Source organism: Streptomyces sp. CC228A (genome assembly GCF_021390935.1).
GTDB lineage: Bacteria > Actinomycetota > Actinomycetes > Streptomycetales > Streptomycetaceae > Streptomyces.
This window is the reverse complement of the sequence record NZ_JAJPUI010000002.1, coordinates 165,194-187,837: the sequence shown is the minus strand read 5'-3', so window position 1 is coordinate 187,837 and position 22,644 is coordinate 165,194. Positions and strand designations below refer to the sequence as shown.

Sequence of the window (22,644 nt, the reverse complement as noted above, 5' to 3'; positions counted from 1 at the left end):
TGACGGCTCGCGACCGCAACCGCACCGGGACCAGACCGGTCACACCGGTCGTACGGTGAGCCCACGACGACATGGAGAGGTGAACCTCGGTGAAGGGCACAGTCGGCGAGCTCGGGGAGTTCGGGCTGATCAGGGAGCTCACGTCCCGGCTCACCACCACCCCGGCCGTACGCATCGGACCCGGCGACGACGCGGCCGTCGTCGCCGCCCCCGACCGGCGGGTGGTCGCCAGCACGGACATCCTCGTGGAGAACCGCCACTTCCGGCGCGACTGGTCCACCGCGTACGACGTCGGCCGCAAGGCCGCCGCCCAGAACCTCGCGGACATCGCCGCCATGGGCGCGGTGCCCACCGCGCTCCTCCTCGGGCTGGTGGTGCCCGCGGAACTCCCCGCCACCTGGCCCAGCGAGCTGATGGACGGCCTGCGCGACGAGTGCCAGGTCGCCGGGGCGGCCGTGGTCGGCGGCGACGTCGTCCGCGGCGACACCATCACCGTCTCCATCACCGCCCTCGGGGACCTGCGCAACCACGAGCCGGTCACCCGCGGCGGCGCGCAGCCCGGCGACGTCGTCGCCTACACCGGCTGGCTCGGCTGGTCCGCCGCCGGATACGCCGTGCTCTCCCGCGGCTTCCGTTCCCCGCGCGCCTTCGTCGAGGCCCACCGCAGGCCGGAACCCCCGTACCACGCGGGGCCCGCGGCGGCGGAGCTCGGCGCCACCGCCATGTGCGACGTCAGCGACGGCCTCATCGCCGACCTCGGGCACATCGCCGAGGCCAGCAAGGTCCGTATCGACCTGCGGTCCGGCGCCATCGACGTGCCCACCCAGATGAACGACATCGGCCAGGCGGTCGGGGTGGACCCGCTCCAGTGGGTGCTCACCGGCGGCGAGGACCACGCCATCGTCGCCACCTTCCCGCCCGACGTGAAGCTCCCCGCCCGCTGGAAGGTGATCGGGGAGGTCCTCAACCCCTCCGCGCTGCCGCAGGTCACGGTCGACGGCGCCCCCTGGCACACCAAGGGCGGCTGGGACCACTTCGGAGGCCAGGAGTGACCCCCCGCACGGCCCCGCTCCGCGTCCTGACCGTCGCCGGATCCGACTCCGGCGGCGGCGCCGGCATCCAGGCCGACCTGAAGACCATGCTGGCGCTCGGCGTGCACGGGATGAGCGTCCTCACCGCAGTCACCGCCCAGAACTCCCTGGGCGTCCAGGGCGCCTGGGAGCTGCCGGTGGAGGCGGTGCGCGCCCAGTACCGCAGCGTCGTCGACGACATCGGCGTCCAGGCCGTCAAGACCGGCATGCTGGCCTCCGCCCCGCTGGTGGAGGCCGTCGCCGACCTGCTGGCCGGGACCGCCGCCCCGGTCGTCGTCGACCCCGTCGGCGTCTCCAAGCACGGCGACCCCCTGCTCGCCGCCTCCGCGCTGGACTCCGTCCGCACCCGGCTGCTGCCCGCCGCCACCGTCGCCACCCCGAACCTGGACGAGGTGACGCAGCTCACCGGCGTACGGGTCGGGTCGGAGGATGACATGCGGCGGGCCGCCGACGCCGTCCTCGCCTACGGGCCGCGCTGGGCGCTCATCAAGGGCGGCCACCTGCCCGGCGGCGCCGAGGCGGTGGACCTCCTCACCGACGGCGCCGAGGAGCACTGGCTGCGCGCCCCCCGCCACGACAACCGGCACACCCACGGCACCGGCTGCACCCTCGCCTCCGCGACCGCCTGCGGGCTCGCCAAGGGCCTCACCGTCCCCGAGGCGGTGCGGGAGGCCAAGGAGTACGTCACCGGGGCCATCGCCGCCGGGTTCGCCCTGGGCGGCGGCATCGGGCCCGTCGACCACGCCTGGCGCCTCGGCACGCGCGCGTAAGGGCGCCCGGGAACGGCAAGAAGCCGGTCCACCCGAAGGTGGACCGGCTTCCAAGGCAACCGCAGAGGCTGCGCTACGACGAAGAACGTCCGTCGCGTGTTAGCGCGAGACCTTGCCGGCCTTGATGCACGAGGTGCAGACGTTGAGCCGCTTCGGCGTCCGACCGACCACGGCACGCACGCGCTGGATGTTCGGGTTCCAGCGACGGGACGTACGGCGGTGCGAGTGCGAAATGTTGTTGCCGAAGCCCGGCCCCTTGCCGCAGACGTCGCAGTTGGCAGCCACGGGTCACTCCAAAGACTTCAGATGCACTTACAGTGAAATCCGGCGAAGCCGGAATCAGATCGGTGACATCGGGGTCGGTGACTGAAGTGGCGTTGCCGGGGAACGGCCCGATTCTCATCGGGCAACCGGAGCAGCATACAACGGCTGCTTCGGCAGAACGAAATTACCACGGACGGCGGGGGCCCGGTCCGCGGCCCCCATGGTGCGGCCCGGCCTCCCCGCGGGGTCTACCCTGCGGTGCAGCCCACCGCGCGAGGAGGACCACCAGGTGCCGCACACCGCCCAGACCGTCGACTCCGCAGCGGTACGCGCCTGGTGCGCCCTGGCGGCGGAGGCCCTGGGCCGGGAGCGCGAGGAGATCGACGCGATCAACGTCTTCCCGGTCCCGGACGGCGACACAGGCACGAACCTCCACCTCACCGCCGACGCCGCGAACCGGGCCGTCGAGGCCGTGTTCACCGCCCACGCGACCGGCGCCCCCGAGCTGCCCGACGTGGTCCGGGCCATGGCGCACGGCGCGCTGACCGGCGCCCGCGGCAACTCCGGCACGATCCTGGCCCAGCTGCTCCGCAGCATGGCCGAGGTGCTCGCCCGCGGACGTGACGGACACCACCTGGCGGAGGCGCTGCGCACGGCGGCCGCCGCGGCGCGGCAGGCCGTCGCCCACCCCGTGGAGGGCACCATCCTCAGCGTGGCCTCCGCCGCGGCCGAGGCGGCGTCCCGCGCCGCGTCCGCCGCCCCGGCCGCCACCGCCGCCGCCGCGTACGAAGGCGCCCGCACCGCCCTGGACGCCACCCCCGGGCAGCTCGCCGTGCTGCGGGAGGCGGGCGTCGTCGACGCGGGCGGGCGCGGGCTCGTCACCGTGCTGGGCGCGCTGGTGCAGGCCCTCACGGGCGAGGCGCCCGCGCGGCCGCCGAGCCGGCAGACGGGCGTGGTCGCCCCGCACGCCCTCAAGGAGTCCTGCACGGAGGACGGGCCCGGCTACGAGGTGATCTACCTCCTGGAGGCCGGCGACGACGCCGTGGCGCGGCTCCGGGCCCGCCTCGACGCGCTGGGCGACTCCCTGGTGGTCGTCGGCGGCGACGGGCTCTGGCACGTCCACGTCCACGTGGACGACGCGGGCGCCGCCGTGGAGGCCGGCGTCGAAGCCGGCCGCCCCCACCGGATCCGCATCACGCACTTCGCGGCGGCCGCCGCCGGCCACGGCCACCCCGCCGAACCCGCCCAGCGGGCCGTTGTCGCCGTCGTCCCCGGCGACGGGCTCGCCGCCCTGTACGCCGAGGCCGGCGCCGTGCCCGTCCCGGCGCGCCCCGGGGAGCCGCCCGCCGGCGGCGAACTCCTCGACGCGATCCGGCGCGCCCACGCGCGCGAAGTGGTGCTGCTGCCCAACGACGCCGACCTGTGGCAGGCGGCCGCGGCCGCCGCGGAGCAGGCCCGCGCCGAGGGCGTCCGGGTGGCGCTCATCCCGACGCGGGCGGCCGTCCAGGGCGTCGCCGCGCTCGCCGTGCACCAGCCGGAGCGCCGCTTCGACGAGGACGTCGTCGCCATGACCGCCGCCGCGGGCACCACCCGCTACGGCGAACTCGCCATCGCGGCCCACCGGTCCTTCACCTCGGCGGGCGTCTGCCAGGCCGGGGACGTCCTGGGCCTGATCGAGGGCGACGTCGCCGTCATCGGCCGCGACCTCGCCGACACGGCCCGCACCGTGCTGGACCGGATGCTCGCGGCGGGCGGCGAACTCGTCACCCTGATCCTCGCCGACGACGCCCCGCCCGCCCTCGCGGACCGTCTGGAGGCCCACGTCCGGGCCCGCCACCTGGCCGTCGACACCGTCGTCCACCGCGGCGGCGACCAGCAGGCGCCGCTGATGATCGGTGTCGAGTAGCGCCGGATCCCCGGCGCTGTCAGTGGCGTGGTGTGCAATGGCTCCAGGCGCACGCACCCGCGAGGGAGGCGCCGGACCGTGCCGGACGCGCGCCGGCAGGGCCCCGGCACCGCCCCGGGGGCGGCGACCCCGGCCCGCCGGCACCGCCCGCCGGAGGGGCACCGGACCGGTGGGCCGCCGCGCCGACCGGAGGGCGGGCGACGGCCGCCGCTCGGCTGGAGGACGAGCGACGGCTGCCGACTGGAGGACGAGCGACGACCGCCGCGGACGACCGCGGCGACCGCCGCGCGAGGAACCGCACGGAAGCTGCACGGAGATGAGGTGCCCGGCCCATGCTGGACGAGCCGCTGACCAAGGTCCTCGGCCCCGCCACCGCCAAGGTGATGGCCGAGTACCTGGACCTGCACACCGTCGGGGACCTGCTGCACCACTACCCCCGGCGGTACGCCGAGCGCGGTGAGCTGACCCGGCTGTCCGACTTGCCGCTGGACGAGCACGTCACCGTCGTCGCCCAGGTCGCCGACGCCCGCGTCCACACCTACAGCGGGTCCCGGGGGAGGGGTCGGCGCCTGGAGGTGACCATCACCGACGGCAGCGGCCGGCTCCAGCTCGTCTTCTTCGGCAAGGGCGTCCACAAGCCCCACAAGGACCTCCTGCCCGGCACCCGCGCGATGTTCGCCGGCAAGGTGTCCCTGTTCAACCGCAGGCTCCAGCTCGCCCACCCGGCGTACGAGCTGCTGCGCGGCGAAGGCGCCGACGACGCCGTGGGCTCCTGGGCCGGGGCCCTCATCCCGATCTACCCCGCCACCACCAAGCTGGAGTCCTGGAAGATCTCCAAGGCCGTGGACGCCGTCCTGCCCCGCGCCCGGGACGCCGTCGACCCGCTGCCCCCCGCCCTGCGCGAGGGACGGGGCCTGCTCGACCTGCCCGACGCCCTCCAGCGGGTCCACCGCCCCGGCAGCAAGGCCGATGTGGCCGACGCCCGCGACCGGCTCAAGTGGGACGAGGCGTTCGTCCTCCAGGTCGCGCTGGCCCGCCGCCGGTACGCGGACACCCAGCTGCCCGCCGTCCCCCGCAAGCCCGCCGCCGGCGGCCTCCTCGACGCGTTCGACGCACGGCTGCCCTTCACCCTCACCGAAGGCCAGCGGACCGTCTCCCGCGAGATCTTCGACGACCTCGCCACCGACCACCCCATGCACCGGCTCCTCCAAGGCGAGGTCGGCAGCGGCAAGACCCTCGTCGCCCTGCGGGCCATGCTCGCCGTCGTCGACGCCGGCGGGCAGGCCGCCATGCTCGCCCCCACCGAGGTGCTCGCCCAGCAGCACCACCGGTCCGTCACCGAGATGATGGGCGACCTCGCGGAAGGCGGCATGCTCGGCGGCCCCGAGCACGCCACCAAGGTCGTCCTGCTCACCGGCTCCCAGGGCGCCGCCGCCCGCCGCAGGACCCTCCTGGACCTGGCCACCGGCGAGGCCGGCATCGTCATCGGCACCCACGCCCTCATCGAGGACGCGGTCACGTTCCACGACCTCGGCCTCGTCGTGGTCGACGAGCAGCACCGGTTCGGCGTCGAGCAGCGCGACGCCCTGCGCGGCAAGGGCCGCTCCGGCGGCGAGAAGCGCACCCCGCACCTCCTCGTCATGACCGCCACCCCCATCCCGCGCACGGTCGCGATGACCGTCTTCGGCGACCTGGAGACCTCCGTCCTCGACCAGCTCCCCGCCGGCCGCTCACCGATCTCCAGCCACGTCGTGCCCGCCCGGGACAAGCCGCACTTCCTCGCCCGCGCCTGGGACCGCGTCCGCGAGGAGGTCGAGGGCGGCCACCAGGCGTACGTCGTGTGCCCCCGCATCGGCGACGACGAGGACGACACCGCCTCCCCGAAGCAGCAGCCCGCCGAGGACGCCCCCGACAAGCGGCCGCCGCTGGCCGTCACCGACGTCGCCGAGCAGCTCGCCCGCGGGCCCCTCGCCGGCTTGCGCGTCGAGGTGCTGCACGGCCGCATGCACCCCGACGACAAGGACGCCGTCATGCGCCGCTTCGCCGCGGGCGACACCGACGTCCTGGTCGCCACCACCGTCATCGAGGTCGGCGTCAACGTCCCCAACGCCACCGCCATGGTCATCATGGACGCCGACCGGTTCGGCGTGTCCCAGCTGCACCAGCTGCGCGGCCGCGTCGGGCGCGGCTCCGCACCGGGCCTCTGCCTCCTCGTCACCGACATGCCGGAGGCGAGCCCCGCCCGGCAGCGGCTGAACGCCGTCGCCTCCACCCTCGACGGCTTCGAGCTGTCCCGCATCGACCTCGAACAGCGCCGCGAGGGCGACGTCCTCGGCCAGGCCCAGTCCGGCGCCCGCTCCTCCCTGCGCATGCTCGCCGTCATCGACGACGAGGAGGTCATCGCCGCCGCCCGCGCCGAAGCCGACGCGCTCGTCCGCGCCGACCCCGGCCTGGAGCAGCACCCCGCGCTGCGCACCGCCCTCGACGCGCTGCTCGACACGGAGCGGGAGGAGTACCTCGACAAGGGCTGAGGAGCGCCCCCGCGGGCCGCGAGCCCATATCGTGGACCCGAACGCCGTGCGACCACTCGGTCGCCTGCCGGACCACCCGCGAAGACCGAAGGACCGACATGACCCGCGTGATCGCCGGTGCCGCCGGCGGACGCCGCCTGGCCGTCCCGCCGGGCAACGGCACCCGACCCACCTCGGACCGTGCGCGCGAGGGCCTGTTCTCCACCTGGGAGGCGCTCCTCGGCACCCTCAGCGGCATCCGCGTCGCCGACCTGTACGCCGGCTCGGGCGCCGTCGGCCTGGAGGCGCTCTCCCGGGGCGCGGCGCACGCCCTGCTTGTGGAGGCCGACAACCGGGCCGCCCGGACCGTCCGCGAGAACGTCAGGAGCCTCGGCCTGCCCGGCGCGGAGGTCCGCACCGGCAAGGCCGAGCAGGTCGTCACCGGGCCCGCGCCCGCGGAGCCGTACGACGTGGTGTTCCTCGACCCGCCGTACGCCGTCCCGGACGGCGATCTTCGCGAGATACTCCTCACACTCCGGCGAGGGGGGTGGCTCGCGGACGACGCGGTCGTCACCGTGGAGCGCAGCACCAGGGGCGGGGAATTCGGCTGGCCCGACGGGTTCGAAGCGCTGCGGGCCCGCCGCTACGGCGAGGGAACGTTTTGGTACGGTCGCGCCGCCTCTACGTGCGAAGACGCACCATGACCGGACCGGAGAGCGAGGGACTTCAGTTGCGCCGAGCAGTCTGTCCGGGGTCGTTCGACCCCATCACCAACGGACACCTCGACATCATCGGCCGTGCTTCCAAGCTCTACGACGTCGTGCACGTCGCGGTGATGATCAACAAGTCCAAGAAGGGCCTCTTCACCGTCGAGGAGCGGATGGACCTCATCCGCCAGGTCACCCGGGAGTACGACAACGTCGTGGTGGAGGCGCACCACGGCCTGCTGGTCGACTTCTGCAAGGAGCGCGACATCCCCGCCATCGTCAAGGGGCTGCGGGCGGTCAGCGACTTCGACTACGAGCTGCAGATGGCGCAGATGAACAACGGGCTCACCGGGGTGGAGACGCTCTTCGTGCCCACGAACCCCACCTACAGCTTCCTGTCGTCCTCCCTGGTCAAGGAGGTCGCGGCGTGGGGCGGCGACGTGTCCCACCTGCTGCCGCCCATCGTCCACGAGGCCCTGGTCGAGCGGCTGCGCGGCACATCGTCCGGCGCGTGACCCGCTGACACCTCCTCAGCCGCTGTCGGAGCGGTGCCGACTGGCCGTACAGTCGTCCCGTCCGTCTCCAATCCGGCTGTAGGAAGTGGCGAGCACACGGTGGACGTGCAGAAGAAGCTCGACGAGATCGTCGAGGCGGTCGGGAACGCCCGGTCCATGCCCATGTCGGCCTCCTGCGTGGTCAACCGCGCCGACCTGCTCGCCCTGCTGGAAGAGCTGCGGCAGGCCCTGCCGGACTCGCTCGCGGAGGCCCGGGAGCTGATCGGCGGCAGGGAGCAGATGGTCGAGCAGGCCCGCCAGGAGGCCCAGCGGATCATCGAGGCCGCCCACGCCGAGCGCGGTTCGCTCATCTCCGACACCCAGGTCGCCAGGGAGTCCCGGGAGCAGGCCGACCGGATCCTGGCGGAGGCCCGCCGCGAGGCCGAGGAGATCCGCGCCGAGGCGGACGACTACGTCGACTCCAAGCTCGCCAACTTCGAGGTCGTCCTCACCAAGACCATCGGCTCCGTCGACCGCGGCCGCGAGAAGCTCCTCGGCCGGGGCCCCGGCCTGGACGCCGACGGGTACACCGACGAGGACGCGCCCGAGTACAGCGACGACCCGCAGACCCTGGTCCAGCGCGCCGACGCGTATGTGGACGCCAAGCTGAGCGCCTTCGAGGCGGTCCTCAGCAAGACCCTGGAGGCCGTCGGGCGCGGCCGCCAGAAGCTGCACGGCCGGACCGCCGGCGACGAGCTCGGCGACCACATGGCCGCCCAGGACGCGGCCGGCACCCACCAGGTCCACACCAGCGACGCCGACTACCTCGCGGGCCTCGCCGAGATCGCCGACCCCGGGCCCGCCGCCGGCGTCCCGGAGCCCCTCGCCCCGGCCGCCGCCATCCCGCAGCAGCTCCCGCCGCCCCCCGCGCACCAGCCCGACCCGTACGGGTACGGGGCGGTCCCGCAGCCCCAGGACGCGTACGCCGCCTACCAGCAGCCCGACCCGTACGCGTACCAGCAGCAGGGCTACGACCCGGCCGCGGCCCAGGCGTACGACCAGAGCGGTTACGCGGCCGTGCAGCCGGACCCGTACGCGTACCAGGAGCAGCAGCAGTACCAGGCCCCCCAGCAGGCCGCCGCGCTCGACGAGACCAGCTTCTTCGACACGAGCATGATCGACCTGGAGCAGCTGCGCCGCTACGAGCAGGGCCGCTGACGACCGCGGGTCCGTGACCGGATTGGGCCCAGGGCGAAGCGTCCAGTATCCTGGCTGTTCGGTCGCGAGTACGTCCGCGATCCTTGCTGCCCGCGTCGCCCTCGGCGCGTCCGGGGCGGCATCCTCCACGACTCCGAAAGCAGGAAGAGCCCTGAGCACGCGCCTCGACCACCGCAACCCCCTCGTGTTCGACACGCACGAGCTGGGGCGGCGTCCGGGTGCCCTCCAGCGGCTGACCCGCGAGGTGGCGGCCCCCGCCGACCTCGGCATCGACGGAGTCATCGGCGTACCGGAGGGCTCGCCGGTCGAGCTGGAGCTCCGCCTGGAGTCGGTCATGGAAGGGGTGCTTGTCACAGGCACCGCCCGTGCCGCCGCCGAGGGGGAGTGCGTAAGGTGTCTGGAGCCGCTGCGACGTGATGTCGAAGCGGACTTCCAGGAGATGTTCTCGTACCCCGACACGGACGACCGGGGCCACCGCAAGGCGGCCGCGGACGACGATGCCGAGGAGGACGAGGGCCTCACCCCCCTCGAGGACGGCATGTTCGACCTCGAACCCGTGCTGCGTGACGCGGTGGTGCTCTCACTGCCGATGCAGCCGGTGTGCCGGGAGGACTGTGCGGGGCTGTGCGCCGAGTGCGGCGCCAACCTGAACGACGACCCGGACCACCACCACGACGCCGTCGACATCCGTTGGGCGGCACTGCAGGGACTCACCGGTTCACTCCGGACCGGTGATAAGGACGACATGAGCGGCGCCGCCGAACCGGGCGCCGACGAGAAGCAGGAGAAGTAGCCGTGGCTGTTCCGAAGCGGAAGATGTCGCGCAGCAACACGCGCCACCGCCGGTCGCAGTGGAAGGCTGCGGTCCCCACCCTGGTTTCGTGCGAGCGTTGCCAGGAGCCGAAGCAGCAGCACATCGCGTGCCCGAGCTGCGGCACGTACAACAAGCGCCAGGTCCTCGCGGTCTGAGCGGCTGGTGAGAGGCACCGTGTCTAGCCACACCACGGCGGATGACGCCAAGAAGCAGGCGGACAACACGGCCTCGTCCCACACGCTGTTGGAAGGGCGGCTCGGCTACCAGGTCGAGTCCGCCCTTCTGGTGCGTGCGCTGACCCACCGCTCCTACGCGTACGAGAACGGCGGCCTGCCCACCAACGAGCGGCTGGAGTTCCTCGGGGACTCCGTGCTCGGCCTGGTGGTCACGGACACGCTGTACCGCACCCACCCCGACCTGCCCGAAGGCCAGCTGGCCAAGCTGCGGGCCGCGGTGGTCAACTCGCGTGCGCTGGCGGAGGTGGGCCGCGGCCTCGACCTGGGCGCCTTCATCCGGCTCGGCCGGGGTGAAGAGGGCACCGGAGGCCGGGACAAGGCGTCCATCCTCGCCGACACCCTCGAAGCGGTGATCGGTGCGGTCTACCTCGACCAGGGCCTTGAGGCGGCCTCCGAACTGGTGCACCGCCTCTTCGACCCGCTGATCGAGAAGTCCTCGAACCTCGGTGCCGGACTGGACTGGAAGACCAGCCTCCAGGAGCTCACCGCGGCCGAGGGCCTCGGAGTCCCGGAGTACCTGGTCAGCGAGACCGGGCCGGACCACGAGAAGACCTTCACTGCTGCCGCCCGCGTCGGTGGTGTCTCGTACGGCACCGGCACCGGCCGCAGCAAGAAGGAAGCGGAGCAGCAGGCGGCGGAGTCCGCGTGGCGGGCCATCCGCGCCGCCGCGGACGAGCGCGAGGCGGCGGCGAAGGCCGCGGCCGAGGCCGGCGCCACGGCGGCGGCCGCACCCCGGGCAGGAGAGGCCGCCGACCCCTCTTCCGTCCCCGGGCACGCCGCCGACGCGACCCCCGTGGCCTCCACGGCGGACCAGGCCTCGGCCTGACGCTCACGCTTCCCGCCCCGCCGCACCGTGCCCGCCGCCGGTGCAGGCGGGGCTTCGCCCGTTGAAGTCCCCGCTGACGAGGAGGCCGCCCCGTGCCTGAGCTGCCCGAGGTGGAGGTGGTCCGGCGCGGACTCGCGCGCTGGGTCAGCGGCCGCACGGTCGCCGACGTGGAGGTGCTGCACCCGCGTGCCGTGCGGCGGCACCTCGGCGGCGGCGAGGACTTCGCGGCCCGCCTCAAGGGGCACCGGTTCGGCACGGCGCGACGGCGCGGCAAGTACCTGTGGCTGCCCCTGGACGACGCGGACGCGGCCGTGCTCGGCCACCTCGGCATGAGCGGCCAGCTCCTCGTGCAGCCGGAGGGCGCGCCGGACGAGAAGCACCTGCGGATCAGGATCCGCTTCGCGGACGTCCTCGGCACGGAGCTGCGCTTCGTCGACCAGCGCACCTTCGGCGGGCTCTCGCTGCACGACACCACCCCGGACGGGCTGCCCGACGTCATCGGGCACATCGCCCGGGACCCCCTGGACGAGGTCTTCGACGACGCCGCGTTCCACGCCGCGCTGCGGCTGCGGCGCACCACCGTGAAGCGGGCCCTGCTCGACCAGAGCCTGATCAGCGGCGTCGGCAACATCTACGCCGACGAGGCGCTGTGGCGCTCCCGGCTGCACTACGACCGCCCCACGGCGACCTTCACCCGCCCCCGCTCGTACGAGCTGCTCGGACACGTCCGGGACGTGATGAACGCGGCCCTGGCGGTGGGCGGCACCAGCTTCGACAGCCTGTACGTGAACGTGAACGGCGAGTCCGGCTACTTCGACCGGTCCCTGGACGCGTACGGCCGCGAGGGGAGGCCGTGCCGGCGGTGCGGCACCCCGATACGCCGCCGCCCGTGGATGAACCGCTCCAGCTACTTCTGCCCCCGCTGCCAGCGGCCCCCGCGCGCGGTCTGACCCCGACGGGCCGCGCAGAGGACGCGGGGGCCGCACGCACGGCAGCCGTCCGGCCGGTGCGCCGCCGGTGTGCTCACGGGGCGGGACAACGGCATGCGCGCGCTGCGGCACTTCCCCGCGTCCGTGCTCCCGGACGCGGGGGAGAGCAGCAAGGCCCTGAGTGGACACCTCGGCCACCATGACCCGGCTTCGCTCTGCGGACCTCCGCGCACCGGATGCCGTCGAGCGGGACCCGTCCGCGGGCCGCCGTGGACGAGGTCTGGGCCGCTTCCGTCACCGAGGACGGCCCTGAGCCGGCCCGTGAGGGCTCATAGTGCTCTGACCTGGGGCAATCTCAGAAGCCGAAGTTCTGCGTCCACCAAGGCCCGCCGTCAGCCAAGTGGACGCCGACGCCCAGGGTGTTGAAGTCGCAGTTCAGGATGTTCGCCCGGTGGCCTTCGCTGTTCATCCAGGCGTCCATGACGGCTGCGGCGTCGGCCTGGCCGCGGGCGATGTTCTCGCCGCCCAGGCCCTCGATGCCCGCCTGGGCCGCGCGGTCCCACGGGGAGTCGCCGTCCGGGTCCGTGTGCGAGAAGAAGCCCCGTTCCGCCATCTCCTGGCTGTACGCCCGGGCCAGGGCGCCCAGCTCGCCGGAGGCGCGCACGGGGGAGCAGCCCGCCTTGGCCCGCTCCTTGTTGACCAGGTCGAGCACCGCCGCCTCCGCGGCCTCCGCCCGGCTCACCGCGGTCTTCACGGGGGCGGGCGCGGTCGTCTTCGGCGGGGGAGGGGCGGGCGCCGTCGTGCGGGGCGCGGTCGTGGCGGCCTTCGTCGGTGTCGGGGACGCCTTCTTCGGCTCCGCCGTCTTCGTCTTCACCGGCGTGGGAGAGGGGGACGCAGACGCCTTCGTCGGCGTGGGCGACGGCGACGGGCTGGTGGACGGGGCGGCGGCCGACACCGGAGTGGAGGGCGGCGGGGGAGCTGCGGTCGAGCCGCCCTGGGCGTTCAGCTCGGCGCTGCCGTCGGGGCGTATCCGCTCCGAGGAGCCGCCGCCGAGGGTGAACGTCTCACCGCCGGGCAGCAGGCCCGACGCGACGGCCACGGCGCCCACGGCCATCGCGGCGGAGGCGCCGAGCAGGCCCCCGCGTACCGGCAGTCCGGCCGCCCGCTTCCTGCGGCGGCGGTCGACGGCCCGGTGGCCTCCGGCCGCGCCGGCCGCGTGGTCGTCGGCGGCGGGTGCGGCGCCTGAACGTCGGTGGCGTCCCATCTGCTCCGCCCTCCTGCTCCCAGTCGCTTCTCGGGGTCGTGCGCCATTCGTCCACTGGTGCAGCTGTGACACACCCGAACGAGTGAGGCTCGTTGGGTGGGGACTGTACGCCATGGCGTACGGAGCGGAAGTGAAGCAGGGGCCATTGGCCGGTTAGCGTGCAGCCATGGACGACGAGGTACGGATGACCGCCTGGGTGCGCGGGCGGGTACAGGGAGTGGGCTTCCGCTGGTTCACCAGGGAGAACGCCCTGCGTATCGGCGGGCTCACCGGCTTCGCCCTGAACCTCGACGACGGGCGGGTGCAGATCGTGGCCGAGGGGCCGCGTGAGAATTGCCACCGTCTCCTCGACTGGCTGCGCACCGGCGACACACCCGGGCGCGTCGACGGTGTCACTGAGATCTGGGACACACCGCGCGGCGGCTACGACGGTTTCGGCATGCGCTGACCGCCCCCGCGGGGGCCCGCGAACCGGCCTGGCGAAAGGGTGCGGGGCGTGTCCCGGGGGCGTCCGAGGGCCGCCGTGCGCCGCCGCGTGGGACGGAAAGGGCCAGGTGATTGCGGAGAAGGGGTTGTGGCGGCCGCTCCGGCACGCAAGGATGATCTCCACGCCCCACGGCCCACCGCGTGCGAGGCGCCGCCGCTTGCCCAGCGGCGGCGGACCCCCCGGTCGCCCCGTGATACGGGGCGTGATCGTGTTGACCGTCAAACTTTTTGGTGAGACTCTGGAAGCCCCGGCGCACCTTGCTGTGTGGCAGTAAGAACGCAGCGGCACCAACCCATTACTGCCGAGCACCGCGGGTGCGATTCCCTCACGACCCACACCGCAACGGTCGGTCACTCATTGTGGAGGACCATCCATCATGGCAAAGGCGCTTCTCGGATATGTCGGCGGTACCGACCCGCGACTGCTCGCCGAGATGCGACGGCTGCAGCAGCGCGTCCAGGACCTGGAGTCCGAGCTCGTACGGATCCAGTCCGAGAACGACGCGTTGACCGCCGCCGCCGCTCACCGCGAGCCGCTGCTCGACGGCATCGACATCGACGTACCCAAGAGCGAGCCTGCACTCACCTGACCCCCGGCAGGCAACCCGTCGAACCGGGACCTGCGGGACGGTGGGAACCGTTCTCGCGAAAGATATGCAAGGGACGCTTCGGCGTCCCTTCCTTCTTTTCCCGGACGACCTTTCCCGACGACCGCCCGGCCCCTCCCGCCGCCGGACTCACCCGTTGATCTGCCCCCCGTGTTCACGAGGCAAACAAAACCCGGCGGGTAGAGTCCCGCCGTGCACCTCAAGGCCCTGACCCTCCGCGGATTCAAGTCGTTCGCCTCCGCCACCACCCTGCGGTTCGAACCGGGCATCACCTGCGTCGTCGGCCCCAACGGCTCCGGGAAATCCAACGTCGTCGACGCCCTGTCCTGGGTCATGGGCGAACAGGGCGCCAAATCCCTGCGCGGCGGCAAGATGGAGGACGTCATCTTCGCCGGCACCACGGGCCGCCCGCCCCTGGGCCGCGCCGAGGTGTCCCTCACGATCGACAACTCCGACGGCGCCCTGCCCATCGACTACGCGGAAGTCACCCTCACGCGGATCATGTTCCGCGGCGGCGCCAGCGAATACCAGATCAACGGCGACACCTGCCGGCTCCTCGATATCCAGGAACTCCTCAGCGACTCCGGTATCGGCCGCGAAATGCACGTCATCGTCGGGCAGGGCCAACTCGACTCCGTCCTGCACGCCGACCCCGCCGGCCGCCGCGCCTTCATCGAGGAGGCCGCGGGCGTCCTCAAGCACCGCAAGCGCAAGGAGAAGGCGCTGCGGAAACTCGACGCCATGCAGGCCAACCTCTCCCGCGTGCAGGACCTCGCCGACGAACTGCGCCGCCAGCTCAAACCCCTCGGCCGCCAGGCCGCCGCCGCCCGCCGCGCCGCCGTCATCCAGGCCGAACTGCGCGACGCCCGCCTCCGGCTCCTCGCCGACGACCTCGTACGGCTCCGGGCGGCCCTGCAGGCGGAACTCGACGACGAGGCCGCCCTGAAGGAGCGCAGACGGGCCGCGGAGGCCGCGCTGCGGGAAGCCCAGGAACGCGAGGCGGCCCTTGAGGAGGAGGTGCGCCGCCTCACCCCGCGCCTCCAGCGCGCCCAGCACACCTGGCACGAGCTGTCCCGCCTCGCCGAGCGGGTCCGCGGCACCGTCTCCCTCGCCGACGCGCGCGTCAAGAGCGCCACCGGCCAACCGCCCGAGGAGCGCCGCGGCCGCGACCCCGAGGACCTGGAGCGCGAGGCCGCCCGCGTGCGGGAGCAGGAAGCCGAACTGCAGGCCGCGCTGGAGGCCGCCGAGCGGGCCCTGGAGGACACCGTCGCCCACCGCGCCGAGCTGGAGCGCGCCCTCGCGGCGGAGGAGCGGCGCCTCAAGGACGCCGCCCGCGCCCTCGCCGACCGGCGGGAGGGCCTCGCCCGGTTGACCGGCCAGGTCGGCGCCGCCCGGTCCCGGGCCGCGGCCGCTCAGGCCGAGATCGACCGGCTGGCGGCCGGCCGCGACGACGCGCGGGAACGCGCCGCCGCCGCACAGGAGGAGTACGAGCGGCTCAAGGCGGAGTCCGACGCCCTCGACGCGGGCGACGCGGAGCTGACCGCCGCCCACGAGGCCGCCGAGCGCGAACTGGCCGAAGCGGAAGCCGCCTTCACCGCGGCCCGCGAAGCCGCCACCGAGACGGAGCGCCGCCGCGCCGCCGTCCAGGCCCGCCACGACGCCCTCGCTCTCGGGCTGCGCCGCAAGGACGGCACCGGCGCCCTGCTGGACGCCCGCGACCGGCTCACCGGCCTGCTGGGGCCCGCCGCCGAACTGCTCACCGTCACGCCGGGGTACGAGGCTGCCGTCGCCGCCGCCCTCGGGGCCGCCGCCGACGCGCTCGCGGTGAGCGGTCCCGCCGCTGCCGCCGAGGCGCTGCGGACCCTGCGGAAGCAGGATGCGGGCCGGGCGGCGCTGCTGCTGGCGGGCGCGCCGGAACCCGTACCGGAGCCGGGCCGCGCCGACGGCGCCACCCTCGCCGCCGACCTCGTGCGGGGCCCCGCCGAACTGCTGCCCGCCGTGCGCAGGCTGCTGCGGGACGTCGCGGTGGTGGACACGCTGGACGACGCCGAGCGGCTCGTGTACGCCAGGCCGTCGCTGGTCGCCGTCACCGCGGAGGGGACGTGCTCGGCGCCCACTTCGCGCAGGGCGGCTCCGCCGGGGCGCCCAGCCTCCTGGAGGTGCAGGCGTCCGTCGACGAGGCCGCCGCCGAACTGGCTGACCTGGCCGTACGGTGCGACGACCTCGCCGTACGCCAGGAGGAGGCGTCCCGGCGGCGGCGGGCCTGCCAGGACCGCGTGCGGGACCTGGGGAGCGGCGCCGCGCGGCCGACCGGGAGCGGTCCGCCGCCGCCCAGCAGGTCGCCCGCCTCGCCGGGCAGGCCCGCGCCGCCGCCGGGGAGGCCGAGCGGAGCGGAGCCGCCGTCGCCCGCGCCCAGGAGGCCCTGGAGCGGGCGGTGGAGGAGGCGGAGGAGCTGGCCGAGCGGCTGCTCGTCGCCCAGGAGGTGCCCGCGGAGGAGGAACCCGACACCTCCGTGCGGGACCGGCTGAGTGCCGACGGCGCCAACGCCCGCCAGACCGAGATGGAAGCCCGCCTCCAGGTCCGCACCCACGAGGAGCGGGTGAAGGGCCTGGCCGGCCGCGCGGACTCGCTCGACCGGGCCGCGCGCGCCGAGCGGGAGGCCCGTGCCCGCGCCGAGCAGCGCCGCGCGCGGCTGCGCCGCGAGGCGGAGACCGCCGGGGCCGTCGCCGCGGGCGCCCGCCGGCTCCTCGCGCACATCGAGGTGTCGCTCGTACGCGCCGAGGAGGAGCGGTCCGCCGCGGAGGCGGCCAGGACCGCCCGGGAGCAGGAGCTGGCCGCCGTCCGCACCGAGGGCCGCGACCTCAAGGCGGAGCTGGACAAGCTGACCGACTCCGTGCACCGCGGCGAGGTGCTGGGCGCGGAGAAGCGGCTGCGCATCGAGCAGCTGGAGGGCCGGGCGCTGGAGGAGCTGGGCGTCGAGCCGGCCGCGCTCGTCGCCGAGTACGGCCCCGACCAGCCCGTACCGCCCGCGCCGCCCGCCGGCGGCGAGGCGCTGCCCGACGACCCGGAGCACCCGCGCAACCGGCCCCGGCCCTTCGTGCGGGCCGAGCAGGAGAAGCGGCTCCGGTCGGCCGAACGGGCCTACCAGCAGCTCGGGAAGGTGAATCCGCTGGCCTTGGAGGAGTTCGCCGCGCTGGAGGAGCGCCACCGGTTCCTCAGCGAGCAGCTCGACGACCTGAGGAAGACCCGCGCGCACCTGCTCCAGGTGGTGAAGGAGGTCGACGAGCGCGTCGAGCAGGTGTTCACCGAGGCGTACCGGGACACGGCACGCGAGTTCGAGGGCGTCTTCTCCCGCCTGTTCCCGGGAGGCGAGGGCCGCCTCGTGCTGACCGACCCGGACGACATGCTCACATCCGGTGTGGACGTGGAGGCGCGGCCACCGGGCAAGAAGGTCAAGCGGCTGTCGCTGCTGTCGGGCGGCGAGCGGTCGCTCACCGCCGTGGCCCTGCTCGTGTCGATCTTCAAGGCGCGGCCGAGCCCGTTCTACGTGATGGACGAGGTGGAGGCCGCGCTGGACGACACCAACCTCCAGCGGCTGATCCGGATCATGCAGGAGCTCCAGGAGAGCTCCCAGCTCATCGTGATCACGCACCAGAAGCGGACGATGGAGGTCGCGGACGCGCTGTACGGCGTGTCGATGCAGGGAGACGGCGTCTCCAAGGTCATCAGTCAGCGGCTCCGCTGATCAACTCTTCAAGATCAATTCAACTCATGAATCCAGGGTTCCTGCAGTGCCGTGAGCTACTGGGTACTGGGCTGACAGTCACGCGGGGGAAGTTGTTCTGATCCAAGTATTGACTTCACAACTTGAAGGCATAGTCTCTCCAGCGTTGCATTTACCTTCAAGTGGTGGGCGGCGTGAGGTTGTGCGCCACTGGAAGGGCCCCGCCCCCACACCCGGCGACGAGGCCGGGTCAGGAGTACTCGTGACCAGCACCGCACGGACCCCGGCGCCGGGCGCCCGGCAGGCCCACCCGGACCACCTCAGCCACGTCGTCTTCATCACGGCGGCAGCCGCCATGGGCGGCTTCCTCTTCGGCTACGACAGCGCCGTCATCAACGGCGCCGTCGAAGCGATCCGCGACCGCTACGACGTCGGCTCCGGCACGCTCGCCCAGGTCATCGCCATCGCGCTCATCGGCTGCGCGGTCGGCGCCGCGACCGCGGGCCGCCTCGCCGACCGCATCGGCCGCATCCGCGTCATGCAGATCGCCGCCGTCCTCTTCACCGCCAGCGCCGTCGGCTCCGCCCTGCCCTTCGCCCTGTGGGACCTCGCCCTCTGGCGGGTCGTCGGCGGCCTCGCCATCGGCATGGCCTCGGTGATCGGTCCGGCGTACATCGCCGAGGTCGCGCCCGCCGCCTACCGCGGCCGCCTGGGCTCCTTCCAGCAGGCCGCCATCGTCATCGGCATCGCGGTCTCCCAGCTGGTCAACTGGGCCATCCTCAACGTCGCCGACGGGCGCCAGCGCGGCGAGATCCTCGGGCTCGAAGCCTGGCAGTGGATGCTCGGCGTCGAGGTCCTGCCCGCCGTGCTGTACGGGCTGCTGTCCTTCGCCATCCCCGAGTCGCCGCGCTTCCTCCTCTCCGTCGGCCGCCGCGAGCGCGCCCGCGAGGTCCTCGCCGAGGTCGAGGGTCGCGCCGTCGACCTGGACGCGCGCGTCGCCGAGATCGAGCAGGCCATGCACCGCGAGCACAAGTCCACCTTCCGGGACCTGCTCGGCAACCGCTTCGGCCTGCTGCCCATCGTCTGGGTCGGTATCGGCCTGTCCGTCTTCCAGCAGCTCGTCGGCATCAACGTCGCCTTCTACTACTCCGCGACCCTGTGGCAGTCCGTCGGCGTCGACCCGTCGGGCTCGTTCCTCTACTCCTTCACCACGTCGATCATCAACATCGTCGGCACGGTGATCGCGATGGTCCTCGTCGACCGCGTCGGCCGCCGGCCGCTGGCCCTCGTCGGCTCCGCCGGCATGGCCCTCGCGCTGGCCTGCGAGGCGTGGGCGTTCTCCGCGGACCTGGTGGACGGCAGGCTGCCCGAGACGCAGGGCGTCGTCGCCCTCGTCGCCGCCCACGCCTTCGTCCTCTTCTTCGCCCTGTCCTGGGGCGTGGTGGTCTGGGTCCTGCTCGGCGAGATGTTCCCCAACCGCATCCGCGCCGCGGCCCTCGGCGTCGCCGCGTCCGCCCAGTGGCTGGCGAACTGGCTCATCACCGCCACGTTCCCCTCGCTCGCCGAGTGGAACCTGTCCGGCACCTACGTGATCTACACGGTCTTCGCCGTGCTCTCCATCCCCTTCGTGCTCAGGTTCGTGAAGGAGACCAAGGGCAAGGCGTTGGAGGAGATGGGCTAATCCCCGCTGCCCCTCTCCTCGTTCTTCCGGCTGCCCCGTCCCGCCTCTTCCGTGCGGGCCGGGGCAGCCGACCCTTTCTGCCCCGGCGCCCGCTCCCGTGCGGCGCGGCGCGCCCGCAGTCGTCCTCCAGGCCCTGCGAGCAGGGCGCCCGCGCCGTACACCAGCGCCGCCACCCCGGCCGTCAGCACCCAGCCCAAGCCGTGCCGGCCCGGCCAGCTCCCCGCGAGCGGTCCCGCGAACCACTCCACCCGCGTGAAGAGCAGCCCCACCGCCAGCCCCGCGTTATGTTTTCTGCGGCTCCGCAACGGGGCCGCTGGCCTCCGGGCCCGGCATGACTGTTGCCCCCTGTCGAAGGCATGACCTGGGGGGTGGTGTCACCGGGTCCGGGGGTGTTCGTCGGAGACGCTGATCAGAGGTCCGGCCACCGTCCGGTCCGGCGCAATGCCGGACAGTTCGCGGGCGGCAGGTCTGCATAACGTGGATGCGCGAGCACGACACCCGAGCCGAGGCCGGCACCGCCAACACCCCCTGGGAAGGGGCACGATGTTCGAGATCGAAGACGTGGGCGTGTTCCTGGGCCTGGACGTCGGCAAGAGTGCCCACCACGGTCATGGGCTCACCCCGGGCGGGAAGAAGGTCTTCGACAAACCGCTGCCCAACAGCGAGCCCAGGCTGCGGGCCGTCTTCGACAAGCTGCGCGACAAGTTCGGCACCGTCCTGGTGATCGTGGACCAGCCCGCCTCCATCGGCGCCCTGCCGCTGACCGTCGCCCGCGACGCCGGCTGCCAGGTCGCCTACCTGCCCGGACTCGCGATGCGCCGGATCGCCGACCTCTACCCGGGCGAGGCCAAGACCGACGCCAAAGACGCCGCCGTCATCGCGGACGCCGCACGGACTATGCCGCACACCCTGCGCTCGCTGGAACTGACCGACGAGATCACTGCCGAGCTCACCGTGCTCGTCGGCTTCGACCAGGACCTCGCCGCCGAGGCCACCCGCACCTCCAACCGGATACGCGGTCTGCTCACCCAGTTCCACTCCTCGCTGGAGCGCGTCCTGGGCCCGCGCCTGGACCACCAGGCCGTGACCTGGTTGCTGGAGCGCTACGGATCCCCGGCCGCCCTGCGCAAGGCAGGCCGCCGCAGACTCGTGGAGCTGATCCGCCCGAAGGCCCCGCGCATGGCCACCCGGCTGATCGACGACGTCTTCGACGCGCTCGACGAACAGACCGTCGTGGTCCCGGGCACCGGCACCCTCGACATCGTGATCCCCTCCCTGGCCGCCTCGCTCACCGCTGTTCACACCCAGCGCCGGGCGATGGAAGCCCAGATCAACGCTCTGCTGGAGGCTCACCCTCTTTCCCCGGTCCTGACGTCGATGCCCGGCGTCGGCGTCAGGACCGCCGCCGTCCTGCTGGTTACCGTCGGCGACGGCACCAGCTTCCCCACCGCAGCCCACCTCGCCTCCTACGCCGGCCTCGCACCCACCACGAAGCAGTCCGGGACCTCGATCCACGGCGAACACGCACCCCGAGGCGGAAACCGGCAGCTCAAACGGGCGATGTTCCTCTCGGCCTTCGCCTGCATGAACGCCGACCCGGCCTCCCGCACCTACTACGACAAGCAACGAGCCCGCGGCAAAACCCACACCCAGGCACTCCTCCGCCTCGCCCGCCAACGCATCAGCGTCCTGTTCGCCATGCTCCGCGACGGCACCTTCTACGAACCCCGGACACCGACGGACGTCGAACTCGCCGCATAGCTTCAGCAAGCCCGAACCACCCGAAACCCGACAGAGGTGCCTTGACGAAAGACATAGAGGCACCCCCCACCCGGTCACCGCCCGCCACGCGAAGCCGCCCCGGTACCAGTAGCCACTCGACCGGGACGTGTCCAGCAGCGCCCCCGCGTCGTACGACCCGCGGCGCAGCATGTCCGCGCCGAACACGCCGATCCACGCCGAGAACGCCACCCCCAGCAGCGTCAGGAACGACACGAACGCCGCCAGGAAGCCCTGCGCCACCAGCATCAGCACCCCGCCCGCCAGCGCGCTGATCACCGCGTTCAACCCCACCGCCCACGCCCGCCGCAGCCGGAAGCCCAGCGTCTGCGCGGTGAAGCCCGCCGAGTACATCGACATCGCGTTGATCAGCAGCGTCCCCACCAGGGCGATCAGCAGGTACGGCACCGACAGCCACAGCGGCAGCAACTCCCCGATGAACGACACCGGGTCCCGCGCCGACGCCAGCCCCGGCAGCGAGTCGGCCATCACCGCCCCCATCAGCACCAGCGGGACCACCACGACCGCCGCCCCCGCGACGGTCGCCCCCACCACCGCCGCCCCCGACGCGTGCCGCGGCAGGTAGCGGGTGAAGTCCGGCGCCGACGGGGCCCAGCTGATCGCCCCGGCGGCGAGCGTCCCCACCCCCACGACCATCAGCGCCGCCGGCCCCGACGGGCGGCCGAGCACCGCGCCCCAGTCGGTCCGCGCGACCAGATGGCCCAGCACCAGCAGCGAGAACGCCCCGAACAGGTACGCCGACCAGCGGCAGCACCACCGCAGCGCCCCGATACCGAGCCCCGACACGAGGAACGTGCCGCCGACGAAGAGCAGCAGCGCCAGGACCGACGGCAGCACCCCCGGCCGCACCCCGGACAGCAGGTCGACGACCGTCAGCAGGGCGTACGCGCCGGTCACCGCGTTCACGGCCTCCCAGCCCCAGCGCGCCACCCAGATCACCGCACCCGGCAGCAGGTTCCCGCGCTGCCCGAACACCGCCCGCGACAGCGCCATGCCCGGCGCCCCGCCCCGCTTCCCGGCGATCGAGACCAGCCCCACGATCCCGTACGACACGACCGGCGCCGCCGCCGCGACGACGAGCACCTGCCAGAAGTTCAGCCCGTGCAGCACCACCAGGCCGGCCCCCATGGTCAGGAGCAGGACGGAGATGTTCGCCGCCACCCACGTGGGGAACAGTTCGCGGACCCGGCCCACGCGCGCTGAGTCGGGCACGGGCTCCAGCCCGCGACTCTCATACATTCCCCGCAGAATTCCCTAAAAGGGGATATCCGGGCAAGGAGGTCAGGGGTGGCCGGAGGGTCTCGCGCATACTGGAC

Annotated in this window: 18 protein-coding genes and 2 pseudogenes; 16 read left to right on the top strand and 4 right to left on the bottom strand. The window is 73.4% G+C overall.

Features of this window, described 5'->3' with window-relative positions; translation table 11 throughout:
- Positions 1-89 precede the first annotated feature (89 nt).
- Both L6E17_RS06255 and thiD read left to right on the top strand, forming a co-directional pair.
- Complete coding sequence (locus L6E17_RS06255) at positions 90-1,052, top strand: thiamine-phosphate kinase (protein WP_236239787.1); 963 nt, start codon at positions 90-92, stop codon at positions 1,050-1,052.
- On the top strand, positions 1,049-1,861 hold the full coding sequence (gene thiD / locus L6E17_RS06250; protein WP_236239786.1) for a bifunctional hydroxymethylpyrimidine kinase/phosphomethylpyrimidine kinase: 813 nt from the start codon (positions 1,049-1,051) through the stop codon (positions 1,859-1,861). The genes L6E17_RS06255 and thiD overlap by 4 nt, the downstream gene beginning before the upstream one ends.
- Positions 1,862-1,960: 99 nt before the next feature.
- Here the strand turns inward: thiD and rpmB are convergent, their stop codons facing one another.
- Positions 1,961-2,146: a 50S ribosomal protein L28 gene (rpmB, locus tag L6E17_RS06245; protein ID WP_003957616.1), complete on the bottom strand. Its 186-nt coding sequence runs from the start codon at positions 2,144-2,146 to the stop codon at positions 1,961-1,963.
- A gap of 268 nt (positions 2,147-2,414) precedes the next feature.
- Between rpmB and L6E17_RS06240 the strand changes: the two genes are divergently transcribed.
- The 9 genes from L6E17_RS06240 to mutM all read left to right on the top strand — a co-directional run bounded on the left by L6E17_RS06240 (position 2,415) and on the right by mutM (position 11,786).
- Positions 2,415-4,031 (top strand): DAK2 domain-containing protein, encoded by a 1,617-nt coding sequence (locus L6E17_RS06240; protein WP_236239785.1) that lies wholly within the window; start codon positions 2,415-2,417, stop codon positions 4,029-4,031.
- Between the two features lie 332 nt (positions 4,032-4,363).
- Positions 4,364-6,562, top strand: coding sequence for an ATP-dependent DNA helicase RecG (gene recG, locus L6E17_RS06235; RefSeq protein WP_236239784.1), 2,199 nt, complete (start codon positions 4,364-4,366; stop codon positions 6,560-6,562).
- 98 nt (positions 6,563-6,660) lie between these two features.
- On the top strand, positions 6,661-7,245 hold the full coding sequence (gene rsmD, locus L6E17_RS06230) for a 16S rRNA (guanine(966)-N(2))-methyltransferase RsmD (RefSeq protein WP_236239783.1): 585 nt from the start codon (positions 6,661-6,663) through the stop codon (positions 7,243-7,245).
- Positions 7,242-7,763, top strand: coding sequence for a pantetheine-phosphate adenylyltransferase (gene coaD / locus L6E17_RS06225; protein ID WP_236239782.1), 522 nt, complete (start codon positions 7,242-7,244; stop codon positions 7,761-7,763). Before rsmD ends, coaD begins: the two co-directional genes overlap by 4 nt.
- A gap of 99 nt (positions 7,764-7,862) precedes the next feature.
- Positions 7,863-8,960, top strand: a complete 1,098-nt coding sequence (locus L6E17_RS06220) for a cell division initiation protein (protein WP_236239781.1) — start codon at positions 7,863-7,865, stop codon at positions 8,958-8,960.
- 184 nt (positions 8,961-9,144) lie between these two features.
- Positions 9,145-9,753 (top strand): DUF177 domain-containing protein, encoded by a 609-nt coding sequence (locus tag L6E17_RS06215; protein WP_236239780.1) that lies wholly within the window; start codon positions 9,145-9,147, stop codon positions 9,751-9,753.
- Between the two features lie 2 nt (positions 9,754-9,755).
- Complete coding sequence (gene rpmF / locus L6E17_RS06210) at positions 9,756-9,929, top strand: 50S ribosomal protein L32 (protein ID WP_003957604.1); 174 nt, start codon at positions 9,756-9,758, stop codon at positions 9,927-9,929.
- Positions 9,930-9,936: 7 nt separating this feature from the next.
- A complete protein-coding gene (rnc, locus tag L6E17_RS06205) occupies positions 9,937-10,836 on the top strand; it encodes a ribonuclease III (RefSeq protein ID WP_374109007.1) in 900 nt (299 codons plus the stop codon).
- A gap of 92 nt (positions 10,837-10,928) precedes the next feature.
- On the top strand, positions 10,929-11,786 hold the full coding sequence (mutM, locus tag L6E17_RS06200) for a bifunctional DNA-formamidopyrimidine glycosylase/DNA-(apurinic or apyrimidinic site) lyase (RefSeq protein ID WP_236239778.1): 858 nt from the start codon (positions 10,929-10,931) through the stop codon (positions 11,784-11,786).
- A gap of 334 nt (positions 11,787-12,120) precedes the next feature.
- Here the strand turns inward: mutM and L6E17_RS06190 are convergent, their stop codons facing one another.
- A complete protein-coding gene (locus L6E17_RS06190; protein WP_236239777.1) occupies positions 12,121-13,029 on the bottom strand; it encodes a CAP domain-containing protein in 909 nt (302 codons plus the stop codon).
- Between the two features lie 166 nt (positions 13,030-13,195).
- On the opposite strand from L6E17_RS06190, the gene L6E17_RS06185 reads away from it, so the two are divergent.
- The 4 genes and pseudogenes from L6E17_RS06185 (at position 13,196) to L6E17_RS06170 (ending at position 19,528) form a co-directional block, all read left to right on the top strand.
- Complete coding sequence (locus L6E17_RS06185; RefSeq protein WP_236239776.1) at positions 13,196-13,477, top strand: acylphosphatase; 282 nt, start codon at positions 13,196-13,198, stop codon at positions 13,475-13,477.
- A 415-nt stretch (positions 13,478-13,892) separates the two neighbouring features.
- Complete coding sequence (locus L6E17_RS06180; protein ID WP_236239775.1) at positions 13,893-14,105, top strand: hypothetical protein; 213 nt, start codon at positions 13,893-13,895, stop codon at positions 14,103-14,105.
- Positions 14,106-14,315: 210 nt separating this feature from the next.
- Positions 14,316-17,868, top strand: a pseudogene (gene smc / locus L6E17_RS06175) (chromosome segregation protein SMC).
- 241 nt (positions 17,869-18,109) lie between these two features.
- Positions 18,110-19,528, top strand: a complete 1,419-nt coding sequence (locus L6E17_RS06170) for a sugar porter family MFS transporter (RefSeq protein WP_236239774.1) — start codon at positions 18,110-18,112, stop codon at positions 19,526-19,528.
- Here L6E17_RS06170 and L6E17_RS06165 read toward each other — a convergent pair.
- Positions 19,525-19,797, bottom strand: coding sequence for a hypothetical protein (locus L6E17_RS06165; protein WP_236240432.1), 273 nt, complete (start codon positions 19,795-19,797; stop codon positions 19,525-19,527). The two genes, L6E17_RS06170 and L6E17_RS06165, sit on opposite strands and share 4 nt — an antisense overlap.
- Positions 19,798-20,071: 274 nt before the next feature.
- Here L6E17_RS06165 and L6E17_RS06160 point away from each other — a divergent pair, with 274 nt between their 5' ends.
- Entirely contained in the window at positions 20,072-21,289 is a 1,218-nt protein-coding gene (locus L6E17_RS06160; protein ID WP_236239756.1) for an IS110 family transposase, read from the top strand.
- A gap of 54 nt (positions 21,290-21,343) precedes the next feature.
- Here L6E17_RS06160 and L6E17_RS06155 read toward each other — a convergent pair.
- Positions 21,344-22,567, bottom strand: a pseudogene (locus L6E17_RS06155) (cytosine permease); the annotation flags it as partial.
- Between the last annotated feature and the right edge of the window lie 77 nt (positions 22,568-22,644).